8 protein-coding genes and 1 riboswitch are annotated in these 19,265 nt (G+C 55.1%); all 8 genes read right to left on the minus strand.

Annotated features, from left to right (window positions below; translation table 11 throughout):
- Window positions 1-10,283 (minus strand): FecR domain-containing protein (locus JW937_04925; GenBank protein MBN1586755.1); only part of this gene is annotated, 10,283 nt, incomplete at its 3' end.
- Window positions 10,284-10,370: 87 nt separating this feature from the next.
- Window positions 10,371-10,461: riboswitch (cyclic di-GMP riboswitch) on the minus strand.
- A gap of 312 nt (window positions 10,462-10,773) precedes the next feature.
- Window positions 10,774-11,007 carry a helix-turn-helix domain-containing protein gene (locus tag JW937_04930; protein MBN1586756.1) on the minus strand — a complete coding sequence of 78 codons (234 nt, stop codon included), beginning with the start codon at window positions 11,005-11,007 and terminating at the stop codon, window positions 10,774-10,776.
- Between the two features lie 297 nt (window positions 11,008-11,304).
- Entirely contained in the window at window positions 11,305-12,813 is a 1,509-nt protein-coding gene (locus tag JW937_04935; protein ID MBN1586757.1) for a sigma 54-interacting transcriptional regulator, read from the minus strand.
- Window positions 12,814-12,833: 20 nt separating this feature from the next.
- A complete protein-coding gene (locus tag JW937_04940) occupies window positions 12,834-13,574 on the minus strand; it encodes a DUF3307 domain-containing protein (GenBank protein ID MBN1586758.1) in 741 nt (246 codons plus the stop codon).
- Window positions 13,575-13,714: 140 nt separating this feature from the next.
- Window positions 13,715-14,953 (minus strand): type II secretion system F family protein, encoded by a 1,239-nt coding sequence (locus JW937_04945; protein ID MBN1586759.1) that lies wholly within the window; start codon window positions 14,951-14,953, stop codon window positions 13,715-13,717.
- A 22-nt stretch (window positions 14,954-14,975) separates the two neighbouring features.
- Entirely contained in the window at window positions 14,976-16,205 is a 1,230-nt protein-coding gene (locus tag JW937_04950) for a tetratricopeptide repeat protein (protein MBN1586760.1), read from the minus strand.
- Entirely contained in the window at window positions 16,186-17,631 is a 1,446-nt protein-coding gene (locus JW937_04955) for a hypothetical protein (GenBank protein MBN1586761.1), read from the minus strand. The genes JW937_04950 and JW937_04955 overlap by 20 nt, the downstream gene beginning before the upstream one ends.
- 9 nt (window positions 17,632-17,640) lie before the next feature.
- On the minus strand, window positions 17,641-19,263 hold the full coding sequence (locus JW937_04960) for a secretin and TonB N-terminal domain-containing protein (GenBank protein ID MBN1586762.1): 1,623 nt from the start codon (window positions 19,261-19,263) through the stop codon (window positions 17,641-17,643).
- Between the last annotated feature and the right edge of the window lie 2 nt (window positions 19,264-19,265).

Here is a 19,265-nt window from a genome sequence, read left to right on the forward strand (position 1 = left end):
AAACTCAACGGCTGGTTGAAATGCAGGTACACATCCAGCGGCATGTTGTACTGCGGCGTCGGATCGCTCAACGTAATATCCACGGTCAGATTCGTGCTGCTGTCGGCAAAATCACGAGCGTCGATAAAGAGATCATTCGGTCCATATACTTCGACCCGTTCCAAAGGATACATATGGCTCGCAGCAGAAAGCGACAAATAAAACTGATGGTTCGGCAGAGGCATGCTGGTCCAATACTCCTGCATCCCGCCCCCGTTTCCAAACAGGAACTTGATCTTTGGATTGAAGCTGATGGGACTCTCAAACGTCATCATCACATCCAGAACCGTGTTCGTCACAGGTTGACTGGGACTGAAGTTCATGGACTGCAACGGGACCGGTGACGTTTGCGTTCCCCACACAAATTCCGCTCCCTGAATGAGCTGCCCATTCCCGTCCTCAATCCCCAACCAACTCATCGACTCAGGCACAATTTCCAAAGTATAGCTGAAGAAGGTCCCGCCCAATGTCCCGGCCATCGGGAAGTCAGCCACATTCCCGCTGGCATAGTCAATGGCCACCATGGGGTACTGAGTCAAGGGCTGATTGCTCTGGAAACTAATGACCAGGGATTGGCCCACGAGCGGAGGATTCCGGCTCAGCGAAACCGTGCCTGTCACCGAGGAGGGAGGCGCCAGATAGAGCTCCTCCAGAACCACGCCATTAGGATCGTGGACCCAGATGGAGCTGAGCTGATCTGTATGATCCCCGGCGCTCAGCGAATCGTAGAAATAATTCCCGTAGATATCTCCCTGAGCCCAGTGCTCCAGGGTATTGCCGTTCATAAATTCATAGATGAGCTTGGGCTGGAACTGAGGAGAAGGATAGATGTTCAGATTGATATTCAAAGGCATCGCCACTTGCGGCGGATTCGGATTTACTTGGACCTGAACATCATAGTCACCCAGTGGCCCTCCGCCGGCGCTCGTTACATCCATGCCTCCCAAGTAGCCGCCAAAATAGTCTTCGATATCGATGCGGCGCAGCGGATAATGATGATCCTCTCCCAACAACACGACATTAAAGAAGGTATTGGGCAGGGCTCCGGTGGAAATCCTTACCTTGTCCGGCCCCCCGTCAAAGCGGAAGATCACCTTGATCGGATCATAGAGCTGCTGGGTCGCTTGGATATTCACATAAACCGGCTCTGTCACCACAGGCTGAGGAGGATCCAGGCTGATCATCACTGGATTGTCGGTGCTTGCAGGAACATTGAACTGCCAGCCCGCAATAAAGTTGCCGTTGAAATCCAAGACCTCGGCCTCCAGCATCGGACTGGTAAACACCGCAGCGGAAATATGGAACACGAACACATTGCCCGGGACCGCGCCCGTTGCGGCGGACTCAATCCTGCTTCCGTCTTGCAGCTTGGCCCGCGCCAGAGGCAAACCATAGAGCATCTGGTCAAAGGTCATTTCAAGTGTGAGATCCTGTCCCGGCATGGGCGGATCCGGCCAAGTCATGACCTCGACATGAGCACTGCCCGCCACCTCCGTCACATCGAAGAACTCTTCGGCAACCACATTGCCGAATCCATCCCGCACTTCAATGCGCTCGATCGGCAACATGAGATCCCCCGCCGCCAAACTGGCCTGGAAGTAGCGGCCCGGGATCGCGCCCGAAGTACCGAAATCCCGCATGGAGCCGTCGCTAAAGCGCACATAAACTCTGGGCGGCTGCCACACATCCTGGTAGAACTCGACATTGACCATAAGGGGCATATTCATCTGCGGAGGCTCCGGACTCAACCACATATGCGCCCCATCATCCGCCGCAGGACCAAAGTCTCTGCGAGCCAGCCAATTCCCGTAAGAATCAAAGACCTCGATGGCTTCGAGATGGGTTTGGTGCAAGGCTGAGGGCAAGTTGGCTTGGAAATCATAACCCGGCAGTCCGCCGGTCAAAGCCAGCTGCAGAACTGATCCACCTTCCATGCGCGCCTCCACCCGGGGCATGTTGTTCATCATTTCCCGGAAGTGCAGATACACATCGAGCGTGCTATACAGGCCCGCCGGAGGATCCGGCATGATCTGAATATCCGGCACATTGGTACCCGCCATGAAGGTGCCGCCCGTGTTGAATTGCATGCTGCCGAGCAGCGCGCCGGTATTTGGATTCATCACATCGATCAATTCAATTTCGCTCCAGAAATCCGCGCCGCTAAGGAGGCTTTCAAAATGATTGCCCCCGCCGCTCACACCAAGATTCACTATCCTGCCGTCCCTGAACTCCACTACAACTCGCGGCGTAAAGGATACATACGCCGGGAAGTCCACGTGGACCGCAAGTTCCCGGCCCATCATCGGCGGGTAAGGCATCGTGCTGATAGAGGGCTGCTCTCCTGCGCTCACACCCAAAATCCGCTCCGCAACCGTGCGGCCTTGAGCATCCAAGATCTCCACCAAATTGGGCTGGCGGTCCACTTCGGCCGCACTCAACTGGGCTGAAAAACTCATGCCCCCTAGAACTCCGGTCATGGCCCGGTAAATAGCGCTTCCATCCATAAACTCCACTTCCATTGACGGAAGCTGGTACATCGGACGCATCACATCCAGATAAACTGTGAGCGGTTGACCCGGCATGGGCGGATCCATGGACAAACGGATATTCGCGCCCATATCCTGGGTACTGCCATAACCCACCGGAACATTGCCGCCTTCCAAGTGCCCGACAAGGGGCATGCCGTTGCGATCCACGAGTTCAAAGAAAATCTCTCCCGGAGGCAACTCAGGCCTCAACCACAAAGATCCGAAGAACTGATGCCCGGGAATCGCACCCTGCAAAGGAATCTCTTCCGTCATTCCGTCCGTCATTCGAATGCGAACCTTGGGTTGAAAAAAGAGCTGCGTTTCCGTGTAAATATCAAAATTAGCTTGCATCCCGGGCATAAGCGGCATGGGGTTGACGTGCAGATATCCCATACCCACATTCCCCATACCCGTCATGTACTGCCGGCTCCAAACCACATCGCCGCTCCCCTGTCCCATGGGACCGCGGTCCACGATCTCGATCCTTTCCAATTCCCCGGTGAGAGCAGGCAAAGAAGTGCTGAAGCTGAGCCCGGGAATGGCCCCGCGCAAACGGTACTCTTGAGGCCCCATTCCGCGCAACATCACGCGCGCCATGGGCTCATAGGAAAGCGGCCGGGAAGTCTGCACCCGAATCATCAATGGCATCGCCATCTGCGGCGGATCCGGATTCAGACGCACCTCAATCTGACCCAAGCTGCCGCTCATCATCTGCAAAGGCTTTTCGGCCATCAACATTCCGCGATCGTCATACACAGCCACACGGCCCGCTTCCACCGGCAGGGTGGGAAGCATTTGGCCATGGCCTGAGAACCAGTTCCCCGGCACCGCGCCCTGCAAAGGCACGTCGATACGCGTCCCATTCATCCACTCCACAACAGCCGTAGGCAGGAAGTACAAGGGATGCTGTGTCTCAACATTCAGTTCAAAGGGGTCATTCGGCCCGGGCGAATCCGGCCTCAAGGCCAGCTTGACATCGCCTTCACGCCGGCCTCCTCCTCCGATATGCCCCATGCCGCCGCCGATACGCCGGCCTGTCTCGTCGTAAACATCGATGCTCACCGGACCCGGTAAAGCGCTCGGAGGCAGCATCACACCACCGTAGAACTGTTTGCCGGGCACAGGACCCTGAACCGGCACCATGAGAATGCGGCCGCTGACCAACATCATCTTGACTGTGGGCACGAATCGCAAACGCACATCGGACTCCACTCTCAGTTCAGCGTAATCTCCCGGCATCCAAACATCCCTCATCGGGATCGCTCTGACACTTTCCTGCCCCAAAATCATTCCGGCGCCCACAGAAGCAAAGCCCTCCCCGATCAGTTGCCCCTGAGAATCCAAAACCCCGATTCGAACCGGACCGTAAGGCGCAAGTTCGGGAACCGGAATCCGGCCCTCGAACTGCATCCCGGGCAAAGCACCCGTAAGCGCGATGTCCGCGCGCCGTCCGTCTGAGAAGGTCACAAAGGCGGAAGGCATCGTGTTAAGTGAGCGCTCCGCAAATAAACTCACTTGAGCTTCAAGCCCCGGCACCATGGGATCGGGATTTACGCGCGCGGAGAAATGCATCATCTCGCCGTACTGCATGATCTGATTTACGAGACCGTAGGGCCTCTCGGTGCGCGTCGGCCGCTCCGGGTTGACGATCCACATGGCAGGGCCCGGCATCCAGTGGCTGGGTATCCTGACCCCGGCGCTGAAGAAACGCCCGCTGCCGGAAACCGGCACTTCCAAGCGCTGCCCCTGCGACTCCAGGACCAAACGCGGCATTCTTTCAACCGCTCGCGGAGCTTCCAACTGGATTTGGACTTCCCCGCCGATCAAACCCGGATCCGGCATCGCAGTGACCATAAAGAAGGCGCCGCCCATCCCATAAGTCCCCAGCGGATCAATCTGATAGGTGAAGCTTTGGTATTGATTCTTGGAGCTTATCTCCAATAGAGCCGGGCCCACGGGAGTTGTCACATCCGTTTGATAGAAGGCTTCAAATAATTGATCCTGGCCCGAGACCGGCAGCAGGACATTCATCCCGCCTTCCAAACGCAGCATCATTGCCGGAGGCTCCCGAAGAGCGCGCTGTGTTTCCACCCTAAAGTGAACCGAATCCCCCGGATGCGCGACCGGCGGCTCAGCCAGCAGGCGGAAGAAACCTTGCCCCATGACCTCCGGCTCAGGCAACCGGACCAGAAGCACGATTTCCTCTGAACTCAAGCCTGCATAGTTACTGGCCTGTACGCGCACCTCCACCACTTCGCCCATGAGACGGAGTTCATCCAGCTCTGCGGCACTGAGAAGTTTGCGGAACATGAAGCGGCCGCTCGCGTCCGCCGGCAAATCCAGCGGGTTATAGTCAGCGGCCTTCAAACGCACCATGGCTTGGGGTACCGTGATTCCCTGCAAGATGAATTCCGTTCCTGTCATCTCATAACGTTCGATCACAAGATCCAGCTGATTCAGATTCGCCCGGAGGATTTCAAAGGAAAGCGTCTCAGCTTCGGACTGTCTGTTTCCGGCCACATCCAACCCATCGCTGACACGGAGAGTGCCCATCCCCGCCGGAATTTCTGCGGATAGAGTCAGCAGTGCATTCAGAAGTCCATCCGCCAGAGAACCGCTAAGGGCCGGATGCAGCAGCTCTCCACCCGGAAGCTCCACCTCCAGCTTGGGCAACTCGGAAAGACTCTCACTGGCCTGGACCAGGATCGAAAAGCTTCCCCCCGCCTCAGGAGAAGGAGGATCCAATTGAGCGGCAAAGCTAGGCGGCACCAAGTCGGTGGCATTGATCAAGAACGATGCGGGGCCGAGGATTTCCTGGCCCTCATTTCCGGCTTCATCCCTTCCGCTAATCCGCAGCTCTGCAGTTCCCGCAGGAGCATCTGCCGGTAAGTCCAGCGTTGCGTAAAACACGGAACCCGAGCCCTGCAGCGGAATGGACTCCGTCTCCCCGGTGGAAAGAATCACAAGGAGTTCAGGGGTATTGTTTAACGCGTCCGGCACCTCTGAATCCGCTCCGTTAAAGGCCTGCACATTAAAATTGAGCGGTGAGCCCACAAGCGCGGGTTGAGGAGAAATCTCGATGTTGAATACCGGCGCGGTTTGGTCCGGAGGCAAGACTTCCAGCACTTCGGAAAAGGTGACATTGCCCAAACGGTCCTCTGCAGACAACTGCAGCGTGCTCATCCCCAAAGCCAATCTCAGTTCAAAGGCAGATCCGTTCAGATCGGCATTGATTCCATTGGCCATAACTCGTTTGAGACCTGAGCCTTCATCCGTGGCTGTCCCCGAAACAATCACTTCATTCTCCCTGTACTCAAGAGGATTTAGCTCCAAAACCGGAGGCGTGGTCTCCAGACCCACAAGGAGAACCTCCGAATCAGTGCCGAAAGGATCCGTTCCGATGAGCTCCAACGAACGCAGTCCGGTGTCGAGCGACAAAAAGACTTCAAAATTCCCCGCATCGGTCAAATACGTTTCCCGGTTGATGGTGACAAGAAGATCCCCATAACTCAAAGGATCGATTGGACTTTCAATACCGGCGGCTTCATTGCCTTCGAGGTCGGTCGCCGAGATTTGAATGGTCTTCGGAGTGAAGTCCCCCATTACAACCTCCCCAAGGACCCCGACCGTTCCTTCTCCGTAAACAAGTTCCGTCACTTTCACTTTGGGCTGTTCAATCGCTAAAGGCACAATGCGTTGATAGGACCCGTTCTCATAGACTTCGGCGGGAACCCCGTTGATCCATAAACCGCCCACACCCACGTCATCAATGAGCTGGCCGGCCACGTGCACTTCCGGGCTTCCAAAACTCAGAGACTTCGTTTGCAGCAACGGAGGCGAGTTATCCTCCGGAGCGTTCAATTGTTTAGGACCGATTGAAGTCACATTTCCAAAACCGTCAATCGCCTCAACCGTATAGGACTCAAGACTGCGGTTCACGGCCAAACGCCGCATAAAGGACCCGTCCTCGTTGAGTTGAGCCGGAATATTGTTGACCCGGACTTCCTTTAAATAGACGTCATCCGAAGCCTGGCCGCTGATCTCCACAGCGCCTTCACTAAACACAGGCTCCGCCAGCTTCAGCTCAGGAGACACTTTGTCGGTCAAGACACGCAATGCTTGTGTCTGCTTGCCTGACCGGTCAGTGGCCAATACCTCGATTGATTCCCGACTCGAAGAAGCTTGCCCCTCCCAGACAAAATGACCGTCCTCATCGACTTCAAGGCTCTGCCCGTCAATCTGCAGGCCTTCAAGGGCCAGATCATCCCACACCCAACCTTCCAACTGGATGCGCGCCCCCCCCAAGCGCTTAACATTTGAAACAATAAGCTTTGGAGCCCGGTAGTCCACGCGCGCGGGCACTTGCAACGCGGTCTCCGAAGAACGATTTCCGGATGCATCTACAGCCACAAAGCTGACAGCCTGATCTTCAAGTTTTCTCGGCAGAGAAAGGAGGAAATCCCCCTGGGTTCCGGCCTGTGCCAAAACCTCGCCATTAACCTCCAAACGGGCCTCCGGCTCTGTGCGCCCCTGGATCATCAAGCGGTCTGCTGTTTCCAGTTTTTCAGCCAGTTCTATCTTCGGAGCAATGCGGTCGGAAACGCGCAATTCCTTTGTGGTAGCCTTGTTGCCGGCAGCATCCACTGCCCGGACACGAATCATCCTCACGCCCTCTTGCAGCGAAAATGCCTTTTCAAACTCTCCCCCTTGACCCAAGGCCAGTTGTTCACTATTAACCGTCAGGATGGGCCGCAGATTAACGGCATCTATGGGCACCACAAACTCACTGGAATTACCCAACTGGTCAACGGCACTCACTTTAATTCCGCCCTCCAACGCCTTCTTGGCGGTTATAGCCAAATGCGTCTTCAGAGCTCCGCCCTCTCCAAGTTCAACGGGCTGGCCGTCCACCCGGACTTCCTGGATTCCGCTGGCGTCCTGCACAATGCCCTTGAGAACAATACTCAATTCATCGCTGACACGGCCCTTGACTTCCACTGTGTCTCCCACGTAATCCAACGGCTGAACATTGATATTCGGAGGAACCATGTCCTCTGTGCGCACATGAGCCACTTGGATGGCCGGTCCCGCGGAATCGACAACAGGCAGTTGTTGTTCGTGGCGGTTTTGCCCGGATGCATCCATAGAAACGAGCGTCAACCCTTCCTCAGCCCAGTCCGGATTCCATGCAAGCCTCATGCTGAAACGGCCCCCGGCGTCCGCCAGAATCTTTTCCTCCCCGACTTGAAGAGTGGCGCCGGGCGCAGTGCTGCCTGCAAGCCTCAGATTAAGCCCCGCAATTTCCAAAGAGGCCCGGGTATCCTCTAACTCCACAGGTTGAATGGCGGATCTCTGAGCGCTCAACCACTCCGCATCCAACGGCATCTGGACCACAGGACTGCGATTTCCGCTGGTGTCCGTAGCCCAGACCTTGAGCTGATCCCACGAAGAGCTGACCTTCAGAACAGCCTCGAATTTCCCGTCCTCCCCGGCCTCCGTGCGATTGCCATTGATCCACACTGCCTCTAAGTCCACCTTGTCAAAGGCCAAACCGCTGAGCTTCACTTGGTCTCCTGCATAATCCAAGTCGCCCACCTGCAAAGAAGGAGGCGTAGTATCCTTGAGGGCCGATAAGGCTCTCAAACCTTCCCGATATTTCTCCTGAGCCAGAATCGGCAAACCTTGATTAACCAAAGTCTGCGCCTCTGCTTGCAGGGCAACCTGAGGCCGGACTTCATACCCGGCAGCTTTCTTTTCCTCGAGCAAAGTCTCAAAACGCTTCACAAGCGCCCCTACATGAGCCGGCATGGACAGCTTGCCCGCTTCATCACTCAAGGCATTCAAGTCCTTGTCCAGCTTCTCCGGCTTCATGGAAAACGCCATTTTCTTAAGAGCTTCAAAGCGGTTGCGGAGTTCTCCCAGCTCGTATCCGGCCTCGGCCTTGGTATCAAGAGTCTCTCCAAGCAACGCGATTTTGTACTGTGACTCCGCACTCAATTTTCGCCTTAAATTGGGCAATGCCGCAACGACATCGTCATAGAGCTGTGCAGCAGGTGATTTAAAACCGCGCTCGTTGTAAACGCGGGCCGTCTTGAGTTGCTCGGCTACCTCAGCCACGTCATAGCCTTCCCCGCCCATTGCTTTGACCTTTTCGGCCAGCGCCTGAAGATCCCCGGATAGCGTTTCCGAAACCTGTGTTCGCGCCATATTGGAGCGCTCTTGGGCCTCCAAGAGTAGAGACTCCGCGCGGGTGAGCTCGCCCCGATCCGCGTAGAACACGGCTTTGTTCAGAGAAAACTGCGCCCCGTCTACCAGATAGCCGCGTTGTTCCTTTTCCATCAGGCTCTGGTCGAACTCTTCAAGACGCTTCTTCAGAGAATCGATCTTGTCCAAACCCTGCTCATCAAGACTGATTGAGGCCACCTGCCTGTTCAAACGCTGCAGATGATCCCTCATCTCATCCAAATCCTTTTGTTTCCATGATTTTTCCGCCTCGTGCCAGACCGCAACCGCAGCGCGGGTCTTTTCCGTAGGACCTGCCTTGAGCAATGTGTCAAGCTGCGCCTTTGCTCCTGCCAGCTCTTGCCGCGCAGCCAAGAACTCGGGAGTGTAACGTTCCTGCAGTCCTGCCATCTCTTGTTCTGCGCTGGCTAACAGCTTCTTCACCTTTTCAGAATAATTCAGACTCGCGGCCAAGAAGATTTCCTGCAATGCAGAGTTCAGCGAATCGGTGTTATAGCCTTGGAGTCGCTTTTGATCATAAGCTTCCAAAAATGCGTCCAAGCGCTGTACAAGACCCGGGTGCAATTCCGTAAATCCCTTTCCGGCAAGTTCCCCGGCAGTTGCTTTGCGGCGCAACGGGGCTTCCTCTCCGCCGATGGTCCACACATTGCCGGCCTTCAGCGCCACACCGTTCTGACCCTCTGCATCCATGTTGTATGTGCTGCCTTCGAGCAAAATATTGCTGGTTGGTTTCCCTTCGCCACCCGCAACAATAGTCCCCTCGGTTCCTGTAATGCCCACAATCGCAGTAGAGGAGTGAATTTTAAACTCGCTACCCTTTTCTTGGATTTTGCTGACCTTATAGTGCATACTTCCGAGATCGAGTTTGAGCTCGCGCCGGCTCGTGCCCGATTCCGAATCAAGGGAATCATCCGCTAAGGTCAAAACACTATTTTCTTTAAGAGTGAGAACTGTCTGATCTGCATACTCCAGCACCGCTCTGGAGTTCATGAGAGTGCGAACCGTCTCGCCCGCCTGCAAGAGGGTTCCGGATTCCAGAGTTTCCCAAGAGCCGCCGCTGACTCTGCGCTGGACCCGGCCTGTTGATTCACGCAAAAGGACCTCTCCTGCCTGAAGCGGAGACAGAGCCATAGCGTCAGGCCCTGCGCTCTGCGAAGCCATCAGTTCTTGCACAAGCAGGTTTTGTCCGGGTTCGACCATGAGCGTGGATCCGGTCCCGGACTTAAGGACCATCATGGACGCAGGGCTCACATCGAGCCGGTCCTGAGGACCCACCTGCATGCCCACGGCGCCCTGAACCCAGGATTCATCCCCGGATCTCTGGATGCGCACCTGTCCCTGAATGGAATCAATGGTGAGGTCCTGGTCTGCCGGGTACACGCGTTCCGGCACAAAACCGAAGACCATCGAGAAGCCGAGGCACAGCGCGATCAGCTTCAAAGCGATCTTTCGTTGGCGGTGATTGTTTTTCATTGCGGCTCACTCCAAAAAAAGTCCCGCACCTGTTCGGGTGCGGGACGTGCGCGATTGCGGTCCGAAGACCATCCAAGAATTCCAATCCTTGGCAGCCCAGCGCCCCCTCTCTCCCCCGGAAAGTCGGGTCTGTGGCTTTGCGTCCCACCCTTAGCGAAGTGGTTTGCCTTTGACAAGATTTGATTCTTACCTTCAAAGAACAGATTGAGGACTATGTGTCCTCTGCTATTAGAGCAACTCTGATGCCAACTTAAAAAAAGCTACCTATGTTTCGAAGGCAACTTACACTAACCCATTTAATATAAAAGGGTTACAAAATTTGTCTTGGGATACGCAAATTCGGCCTTCAGCGGCTCCCCCTGAGATCCTGAGCCACTCATAGCTCCGTTTTGGAGCCCTGCTTGATACTTCTTTTTGTAACTTATTTATTGATAGAGTGTTACAGTTTGTTTCCATTTGGCAACACTTGGCTCCGTTCCGGAACCAATCCCTAGGCAACCCGGTGCCGGTTCATTCCCTCTTCGAGCCACGCATCCAGCAAATCTTTGCGGAAACGCCATTGGCCACGCAACTTGACGGCCGGGATATCGGTTTCTTTCAGGAGCCGGTAGATGGTGACCTCATGAACCCCGCAATATCTTGCAACGTCTTTCAGTGTCATCATTTCCGGTCGGGAGTTCTGCTGGTTTTCTCCCTCGGCAGGGCCATAAATCCGACGAATCATCACACCATGCCCCCTTTTATTAAGATAGCTTTTCAGGCAAAAGGTATCATAAATGAGCAGAAAATCAAGCTAATGCAGATCAATGAGGTACTTTAGGAAGAGTTGTCGCAAGGAGGACAAAGCTGATCAAGGCTGATCAAAAGAGGCCAAATGCCCAAAGGCAATGCGCCGCCTGCGCAGGAGAAGGCTCAAGGCCGTCAATTCCGGCTGTCTGGCCTCCCCGGCCTTTGGGCCTATGATTGGATCCACACCCAAAGCACCCAACACCGAACGCTGTCGCTCGAGCAGCCGGTCTGATCAAGAGTCCGCTTCCGGCCCGCGAAGACCGTAGGCCTCGATCTTCCGGTCCAATCGATTTCTGGAAACCTGCAGAATTGTCGCCGTCTTGCGCTTGTTCCAACCTGTGGACCGCAACACACGCTCGATATGCCTTCGCTCCATATCCGCCATGGTTTCGCTCGTCTCCGTGCCCCGGAGCTGCTGCAGCGTATGCGGCAAATCTTTAAGGGTCAGCCGAGGGCCGCTTCCGAGGACCACCGCATGTTCGATGGCATTCCGCAGCTCCCGGATATTCCCGGGCCAAGAATAGTGCTCCAGCACCCGCACCGCCTCCTCCTCAATGCCCGAAAATGTCTTGCCTACTTCCCCTCCAAACCGTTGCAAATAATAGGTTACTAACTCCTGGATATCTACCGGCCGCTGCCGCAAAGGCTCCAGTTGAATCTCCACCACCTTGAGGCGGTAGTAGAGGTCCTCCCGGAACTTGCCTTGGGCAATCGCCGATTCGAGTTCCTCGTTGGTCGCGGCAATGATCCGGGTATCCACTCTCAATGTCTCGGCACTTCCCACACGCTCAAATTCCCGCTCCTGCAAAACGCGCAAAAACTTGACCTGAGTCTCTAAAGACATCACTCCGATTTCGTCCAAGAAAACCGTGCCCCCGTCCGCCAATTCGAAACGGCCGATACGCTTGCGGTCTGCTCCGGTAAAAGCACCCTTTTCATGACCGAAGAGCTCGCTCTCCAAAAGAGACGCACTCAAGGCGGCACAATTAACACAGACAAAGGCCTTGGCAGAGCGACGGCTGGTTTGGTGCAAAGCGCGCGCCACCAGTTCCTTGCCGGTGCCGCTCTCCCCCCTGAGAAGAACCGTTGAATCCGTCGGGCCCACCTTGGCAATCAGATCCCGCAAACCCAGGCTATACGGGCTGCTGCCGACCATCTGGATTTTTTCTTCCAAAGCCTCCCGCAGATAGCGGCGTTCGCGATCCATGCCTTGCACCAAGATGGCATTTTGAACCGAGACCGCGGCTTGGCTGGAAAAGGCAATCAGCAGATCCAGATCTTCTTGCGTAAACCCCTCCTCACCTTGGGAATTAACCACTTCGAGCACCCCGAGGATCTTGTCGCGGATTTTTAAGGGAGTGCAGAGAATGGACTCCGTCATAAAGCCCGTGACCTCGTCCACCTTGGAGTAAAATCGTTTATCCTGCTTTACATCGCTCACCAGCAAGGGCTCCCCGCTCTGGGCCACCCACCCGGCAATGCCCTGGCCCAATTTGAGCCGGAACCATTCCTTAACCTGTTCCCTCTTCTCCCCCATGGCCACCTTGCAGGTGAGATCCCCTGAGGATTCATCCAAAAGGATGACCGAACCGGCCTGGGCCCCCACTGCTTTGGTCGCATTATCCAAGATGATTTGCAACAACTCGTCGAGCTGGAGGGTTGAATTCAGTTGAGCGCTGACCTCCAAAAGGGCAGTCAGGCGTTCGAGCTTTTTCTCGGGTCCGGATGAGCTTGGATTCATGGAAGTTCCTTCTGCCGGCATCAAATCGCGAGCAGCAACATCCACATGGCCACACCGATGCAACCGGCAAACGCTAGATTCAGGCAGTAGTCCACCGAGACCCGGAGCTTGGGGAAAGGCAAGCGCAAAAGCCCGGCAAGGAGAATAAGGTAGAAACATCGATCCGGATAAAGAAAAGATGTGGTGATGAGTGTTCTCTCAAGAATCCCGAAACGCCGGTTCAGATTCTCCAGGGAGCGGTCTTCTGCGCCCTCCTGGGCTCGATAGAAGCTTGCTTTAAAGAAACTCAAAAAATACGTTCCTGCAAATAAGGAAAAGACATAGGCCGTAATGATCACCATGGCGTGGTTGTCCAGGTAGAGCTGCACCAGCCATGAACCTGTATTGGATAGGGTGGGTACTTCAGCAACGGGCAGATACCCAAGCGGAGTCAGAAAAATCACAAAGATGGTGACCACATGGATGACCTGGTCCAGGAAGAAACCCCAGAATCCGTTGAGCGGGGCCCATCGCGAGTACACGTTGACTTTGGCCCAGTCCTCAACAGTGTGGGAAATAAGCACAAAGATCATGGCAGCCCAAAACCACCCGTATCCCCAATAGGGCAGGCCCATCAAACACATGGTAAAGGTCACAATGCCGGCGTGGAGGATCGTGCCGCGCAGACTTTGAATCTTGAGGCGGTAAATTGTGCCGGTTTGGAGAGGGAAGTCCCCGATCAGGTGTCCGAGCAGAAGTCGACTAAAAAGAAACCACTCCATAGGCCCCCAGGATGGTTTTTATGGCCTTGCCCCCGTTACATAACCCCAACCATACCATACGTTTGGTAATACGTCAACCCAACCCGTTGCACTGAGGGAGGGGTGGCGCGGCCGGGGGGGCTCACAGCCCCTGCGCTCGGTTAACCGTGTCCGCCCCGGAAGAGCTTGATCATGTTCCACATGGGCAGGAAGATCGCGAGAGCCATTCCGAGCACCACGGTGCCGAGAACAGCGGTCATGAGGGGTTCTATCAGGGTGGTGAGGTTCTTAATCATGGACTTGATTTCCAGATCATAGTATTCGGCCACAGAATGCAACATCTCGTCCAGTTCGCCTGTTTTCTCCCCAATGGAGATCATATGCCCCACCAAGGGAGGGAACGTCTTGCACTTAAGTACTGTGTCTGAAATCCCGCGTCCGTCTGCCACGGCCTGCCGGATTTTGGAGACTTCCTTTCCCACAACCACATTGCCGACCGTGCGGCTGACAATGTCAAAGGATTGCAGGATCGGCAGACCCGCGTGGTTGAGGGTCATCAGCATCATCGAAAAACGGGACATAGCGACCTTCTGAAAAAGCTGCCCAAAGACCGGTATCTTTAAGGAAAGAGAATCAAAATGCCAGGTACCGATCTTGGTCTTGGCATAAAATCGAATGGCAAAGAAGGCCCCTACCATGGCCGGCAAAACAATGAACCAATAATTGGTTATCGCAAAATTCGCCCAAATAAGGACCTGAGTCGGTAAGGGTAAATCCGATTCGAACCGTGCATACATGGATGAGAATTTGGGAACAACAAAGGTGACCAGCACAAACATAGCCACGCCCAAGGCCACCAAAGTCAGAATCGGGTATTGCATGGCTTGCTTTACGTTCTGCCGCGTCTCATTATCCCGCTCAAGCATGTCGGACAGCTTCAGCAACACGCTTTCCAGCACACCACCCGATTCACCGGCCGCAATCGTGTTGATATAAATTTCGGAAAACACAGATGGATGCTTCTTGATTGCATCCGACAGGTTGGTGCCGCTTTCAATATCTACGATGGCCTCTTTGAGCACCCGTTTAAGCCCGTCGCTCTCGGTTTGCTGGGCCAGAATACCCAGGCCTTGCACAATGGGCACACCCGCCTTGATGATGGTGGCGAATTGGCGTGTAAAGGCAATGAGATGCATCGCTTTGACCTTGGGGGGGCCAAAACTGATATTCATGTCACCCGAGAACTTGCTGGGGCCGCCTCCTTTGCTCAAGGTAATGGAGATCGGCGTGTACCCCATCTCATCCAAACGCGTTGAGACAGCGGTCTCGTCTCCGGCAGTTAGAGTGCCTTTGACAATCCTTCCCTCAGAGTCTGTGGCTTTGTAGCTATAGGCAGGCATGACAAATGGAACTGCTGGTGAATCAGCCCTTCTGGCTATTGATGATGTCCTGGATCCAAGACCTCACAAGCTCGGCATCTTTGGCATTCGGGGCCAACTCCAGGTACTTCATGTAGTGGTTTAACGCCTCTTGGGGGGACTTCCCATACTCCTCCAAGAGCACTCCCAGATTATAGTGGGCTTGGGCATCTTGAGGATTGAGCGAGAGTACCTGGCGGTATGCGGCGATGGCAGGCTTATACTTACCGGCTCTCGCATGCTCTACGGCCAAGTCCGCCACAAGATTGGGGTTCTGCGGATCCAACTCAATTGCGGCACGGAAATTTTCGATAGCCTGGGGATACTTCCCCTCAGCTCCAAAATGCAACGCAAGACGGTGCCGAAGCTGAACCTCTCGATGAACCAGTTCTTGCTCCTGCGCCAAGAGCGCAAGCTGTTCCTGACCGTAGACCTTGAGACGGCCCTCGGAATCGGCAATACGGGCCTTTTCAGCTTGCCTGAGTTCTTCAGCCCTTTGAACACTGCGGCCAAAATGCAATACTTCGCGCTCAATCTTCACATACTCGGCAGGAATCTGGGCCTTCTGTGCCTCCAACTGGCTGCGCTCTCTCTGATACGCCGCCTCGAGCTGGTCAATCTGCTTCTGTACTTCCTCGCTGAATTTTTCTTCGCTGATCTCGCCTTGGGGCAGAGTATAAACCTGACTCCGGAGCTCAGCCAGCTTGGCCTGGGCGTCGCGGGCCTTCTGCGCCGACATCCAATAGTCACGCTGCGCCTTGGAGACCTCTGTCTTAATTGCACCCCGCTGCTTATCGATAAATTTACGGTTTGTTACGACCTCATTGAGCAAGGACTGCAGCAGCTCCATTTCCGAAGGAGCGCGTTTCGCAATCTCAGACGGTGCGTCAGTGGACCGGACCGGAGAAAAGTCTTGAAGCGGCGCCGCAGTCTGTTCTCTTTCCGCCACCTGCCTTTCCGGGACGGCAATCGCAGCATTCTGGGTTGGGATTTGCGGCGCGGGAATGCTTTCAACGAAACTGACAGGAACACCCTGCAACACTTCATCGTTCAAACCCTTTGCAATCGCCTGTTTGTAAAGCTGCAAGGCCTCTTGAAAACGGCCTTCCTGGTACAGACTGCGCCCTTCTTCGTAAAGCGACTGAACCTCTGAGTTCCCGGCTAGGGCCACGGGAGCTCCCAGAACTGCACTCAAGGTCAGACTGATTAGAAGTCTACTCCAACCGTTTTGCATCCCTCTGTGCCTCCTCTTCCTGAACGCTCAGCATCCACTCCAGCTCTTGCCCTAGAACTTCCGCGCGCTTTTGCGTTGCAGTATTTGTATCGGAAAGCGAACGGATCTCCTCGATCGCCCGCAATGCCTGGGACAATTCCACCAACTTTGCCTGCATCCCTTCGCTAACCTCAGCCGCTTGGACCAGCTGGGTTGAGGCTCGGCTCTGCACCGTGCGCGCCAAGGCCAGATCGGAGCTCATCTCCTCCTGTTGCCCTTCCAGCAGCACCACCCGGCCGCGCAAAATCCGGTTCTGCTCGGCTGTATTATCTAGAGAAAAGGCCAAGTCCGATATGGTCTGCCGGCTCTCGTCCAAAATACCCTGTGTTTCCGCAAGCCGCCCGCTAAGCTCAGCCTGCTGAAGTTGCTTGGCTTCAATCGCCTGTTCCAAGGCCGCGATCTCATCGGACTGGCGGACAATGATCTTCTCCTTATTGACCAAAGCACGGCCCAAGTCATCGGCATCGTCCAAAGCCACGGTGTACATCCCCTCCACCTCTCCCATATGCCCCCGGATGTCGTTGACCTCCTGCTCCAGCTTGCTCTTGGAATCCTTCACGCGAGCCACCTGTTCGCGGAGCGCAGTCTCTTCCCGGCTCAAGGCCTCCAGATCCTCTGCTAACGCGGCCAAGCGTTCTTCTTTTGCCCGCAAGGCATTGGTGAGATTGCCGATTTCCGATGTGAGGCCCTGGTTAACTTCCAACTGCTGGCTCAAGCGCTTGGAAGCGGTTCGCAAGAGGCCTTCGAGGGAGGCCTTACTCTCTTCGGCCTTGGCCAACTGCAACTCCAACTCCAAAATCCGGGCCTCGGCCCTGTCCGTCCCTTTCTTGCGATTCCCCTTTCTTGAGCTGTAACTCGCGACTTTGTCATTGAGACTTTCGTTAATGCGGGTGAGATTCTCCACATTTTCTGCAGCCTGGGACATTTGCGCATCCAGTGCGGCAATCCGGGATTTGAGGTCCTTGTTCTCGCCCACAATGGCAGACAAAAATTTGGCGTCCTCAGACTGTTTAACATGAATACGAATTTCTTCGAGATTTCTCTGGAGGGTGTTCACTTGGATCTCGGCCTGGGCAAGTTGAGACTCCAAATCCTGGTTGATGGCCTGCTGGATCTGAATTCCCTCATTGAGCTCATTGACTTGCGCCGTCAAACCCCGCCTGTCTTCCTCAGTGGACTTAAGCCGGACGTTCAGCGTATTGACATGGTTTAAGAGACCCTGAACCTGAGGCTGAATGCGATTCATGGCCCTAAGTTCAGCTGTCTGCTCCATGCGGTCTGCCGTGACCTTCCACAGAATTAATACAGCCACCAGGGCAACCGGCGCGATAAAAGCAAACACTCTAGAGACCCGGTCTCTTGCAGCGTCACCAAACCTAAGCTTCACAAACCCCTCCTATTCCTGGCCTCCAGCACCCCGGTGGTTCAATTTCAACGGCTTTTTGCTCTTGCCCGCAGATTCTTTCACAGGAGTCTCCACGGCCGCAGCCACCTCGGCAACTTCGGCCGTCTCCACCGGATCAACCAGAGGATCCGCAAAGAAACTGGGTTTGTCCACACGACTTATTGCATGCCGGGCGCTCCGGTCCACCATATCATCGTTCATGATATGGCCGGTGATAAACACCAAGAGATCCGTCTGGGTAAGGTCGTCCGTCTTTTGTTTAAAGAGGTAACCCAGTAGCGGGATATCTCCGAGCACCGGGACTTTGGTGCTCCCTTCCGTATTGACTTCTTCCAGCAAGCCGCCGATCACAACCGTATGCCCGTCCGGAACCCGCACGCTGGTATTGGCCGTTCGGGTAGAAACCACCGGCACTTCGAATTCAGAAGTAAAACGCAGGATGCTGCTGACTTCCGGAACGATATCCATGGTGATGTAATTGTCATGACTCACGTGCGGTGTGACCGTCAGGGTGATTCCCACTTCCTCTTTGTCAAAACCGGTGATTTCAAAACTACCCGTGTTTTCATTGCGCTCAAAGGTCGGGACCGGCGTGCGCGTTCCCACCACAATACGCGCTTCCTGGTTGTCCAGGGTTGTCACGCGCGGATTGGAGAGGGTTCGTGTCTCGCTGTTGCTGTAAAGGATCTGCAGTGCGGCTTGAAAAGCCGAAAAATCCAAGGTGCCGAAAACAAAGTCCGTGATCGCGGCCGCGGGAAACTGGGCGAACTGCAAAGTGTCGTTACCCAGAATAACCCCTTTGAGACCAAAGTCCGTGGCAATGGTGGTCTGGAACTGGTCCACGCCGTTGACTTCGACAACTTCCTGGGAGATCTCCCGCTCGTTCTGCGGGTATATGTCCTTGTCGCTACCCCAATTTTTCCAGGGCGCTGTCGTGGGTCTGGAGGCCCCTCTGGCAGAAGCCTGCATATTCCAGTTGATTCCCAAAGCCTGGTTGTCGCCAAGCACTGTTTCAATGATGCGTGATTCGATCAATACTTGCGGAGTCTGGTAATCCAGGTCATTAATCAGCTCTCCCACACTCTCCACCGCAGCCGCCGTATCGGTCACAATAATGGAGCGCGAACGCTCGTCCACCTGGATGGACCCCGTGGCCGTCAGCACGGGCTGCAATGCAGCCTGCAGGGTCGCCACACTGGCATTATTCACGGTAAATACGCGGGTTACAGGAGGCTCGCGTTCCGCCGCTTCCGGAGTCGTGACCTTGATTACATTGCCGCGCCGGGTATAGGCATAGCCGTTGACGGTAATCACCGCATCAATGGCCTCGTCCACAGTCACCTCTGAAAACTGCACAGTGATCGGGCCGCGCACCTCTTCGGAAAGAATAATATTCATGTCATGCTGCTTGGCCAGCAAACGCAGGACATCCCCAATTTCCGTATCCCGAAAATCCATCGTAATCAGAGACATCTGTTTGTGGCTCGAAGGGGGAGGAGTTCCCGGCGATTCCTGCGCCAAACCCAGAGAAGTCCCGCTCACAATTCCAAGCGTCAAAAGCAGAGCGGCCACAGAGGCCCTTCTGTAAAACTGACTGAGGTGTCGAATCGCCATGG

This window comes from Candidatus Omnitrophota bacterium (assembly GCA_016929445.1).
Classification (GTDB): Bacteria; Omnitrophota; Gorgyraeia; order JAFGIU01; family JAFGIU01; genus JAFGIU01.

Coding starts and splice junctions, on each gene's coding strand:
- JW937_04930 (MBN1586756.1), bottom strand. CDS start 11,007: ATGATTCGTCGGATTTATGGCCCTGCCGAGGGAGAAAACCAGCAGAAC.
- JW937_04935 (MBN1586757.1), bottom strand. CDS start 12,813: ATGAATCCAAGCTCATCCGGACCCGAGAAAAAGCTCGAACGCCTGACT.
- JW937_04940 (MBN1586758.1), bottom strand. CDS start 13,574: ATGGAGTGGTTTCTTTTTAGTCGACTTCTGCTCGGACACCTGATCGGG.
- JW937_04945 (MBN1586759.1), bottom strand. CDS start 14,953: ATGCCTGCCTATAGCTACAAAGCCACAGACTCTGAGGGAAGGATTGTC.
- JW937_04950 (MBN1586760.1), bottom strand. CDS start 16,205: ATGCAAAACGGTTGGAGTAGACTTCTAATCAGTCTGACCTTGAGTGCA.
- JW937_04960 (MBN1586762.1), bottom strand. CDS start 19,263: ATGGCGATTCGACACCTCAGTCAGTTTTACAGAAGGGCCTCTGTGGCC.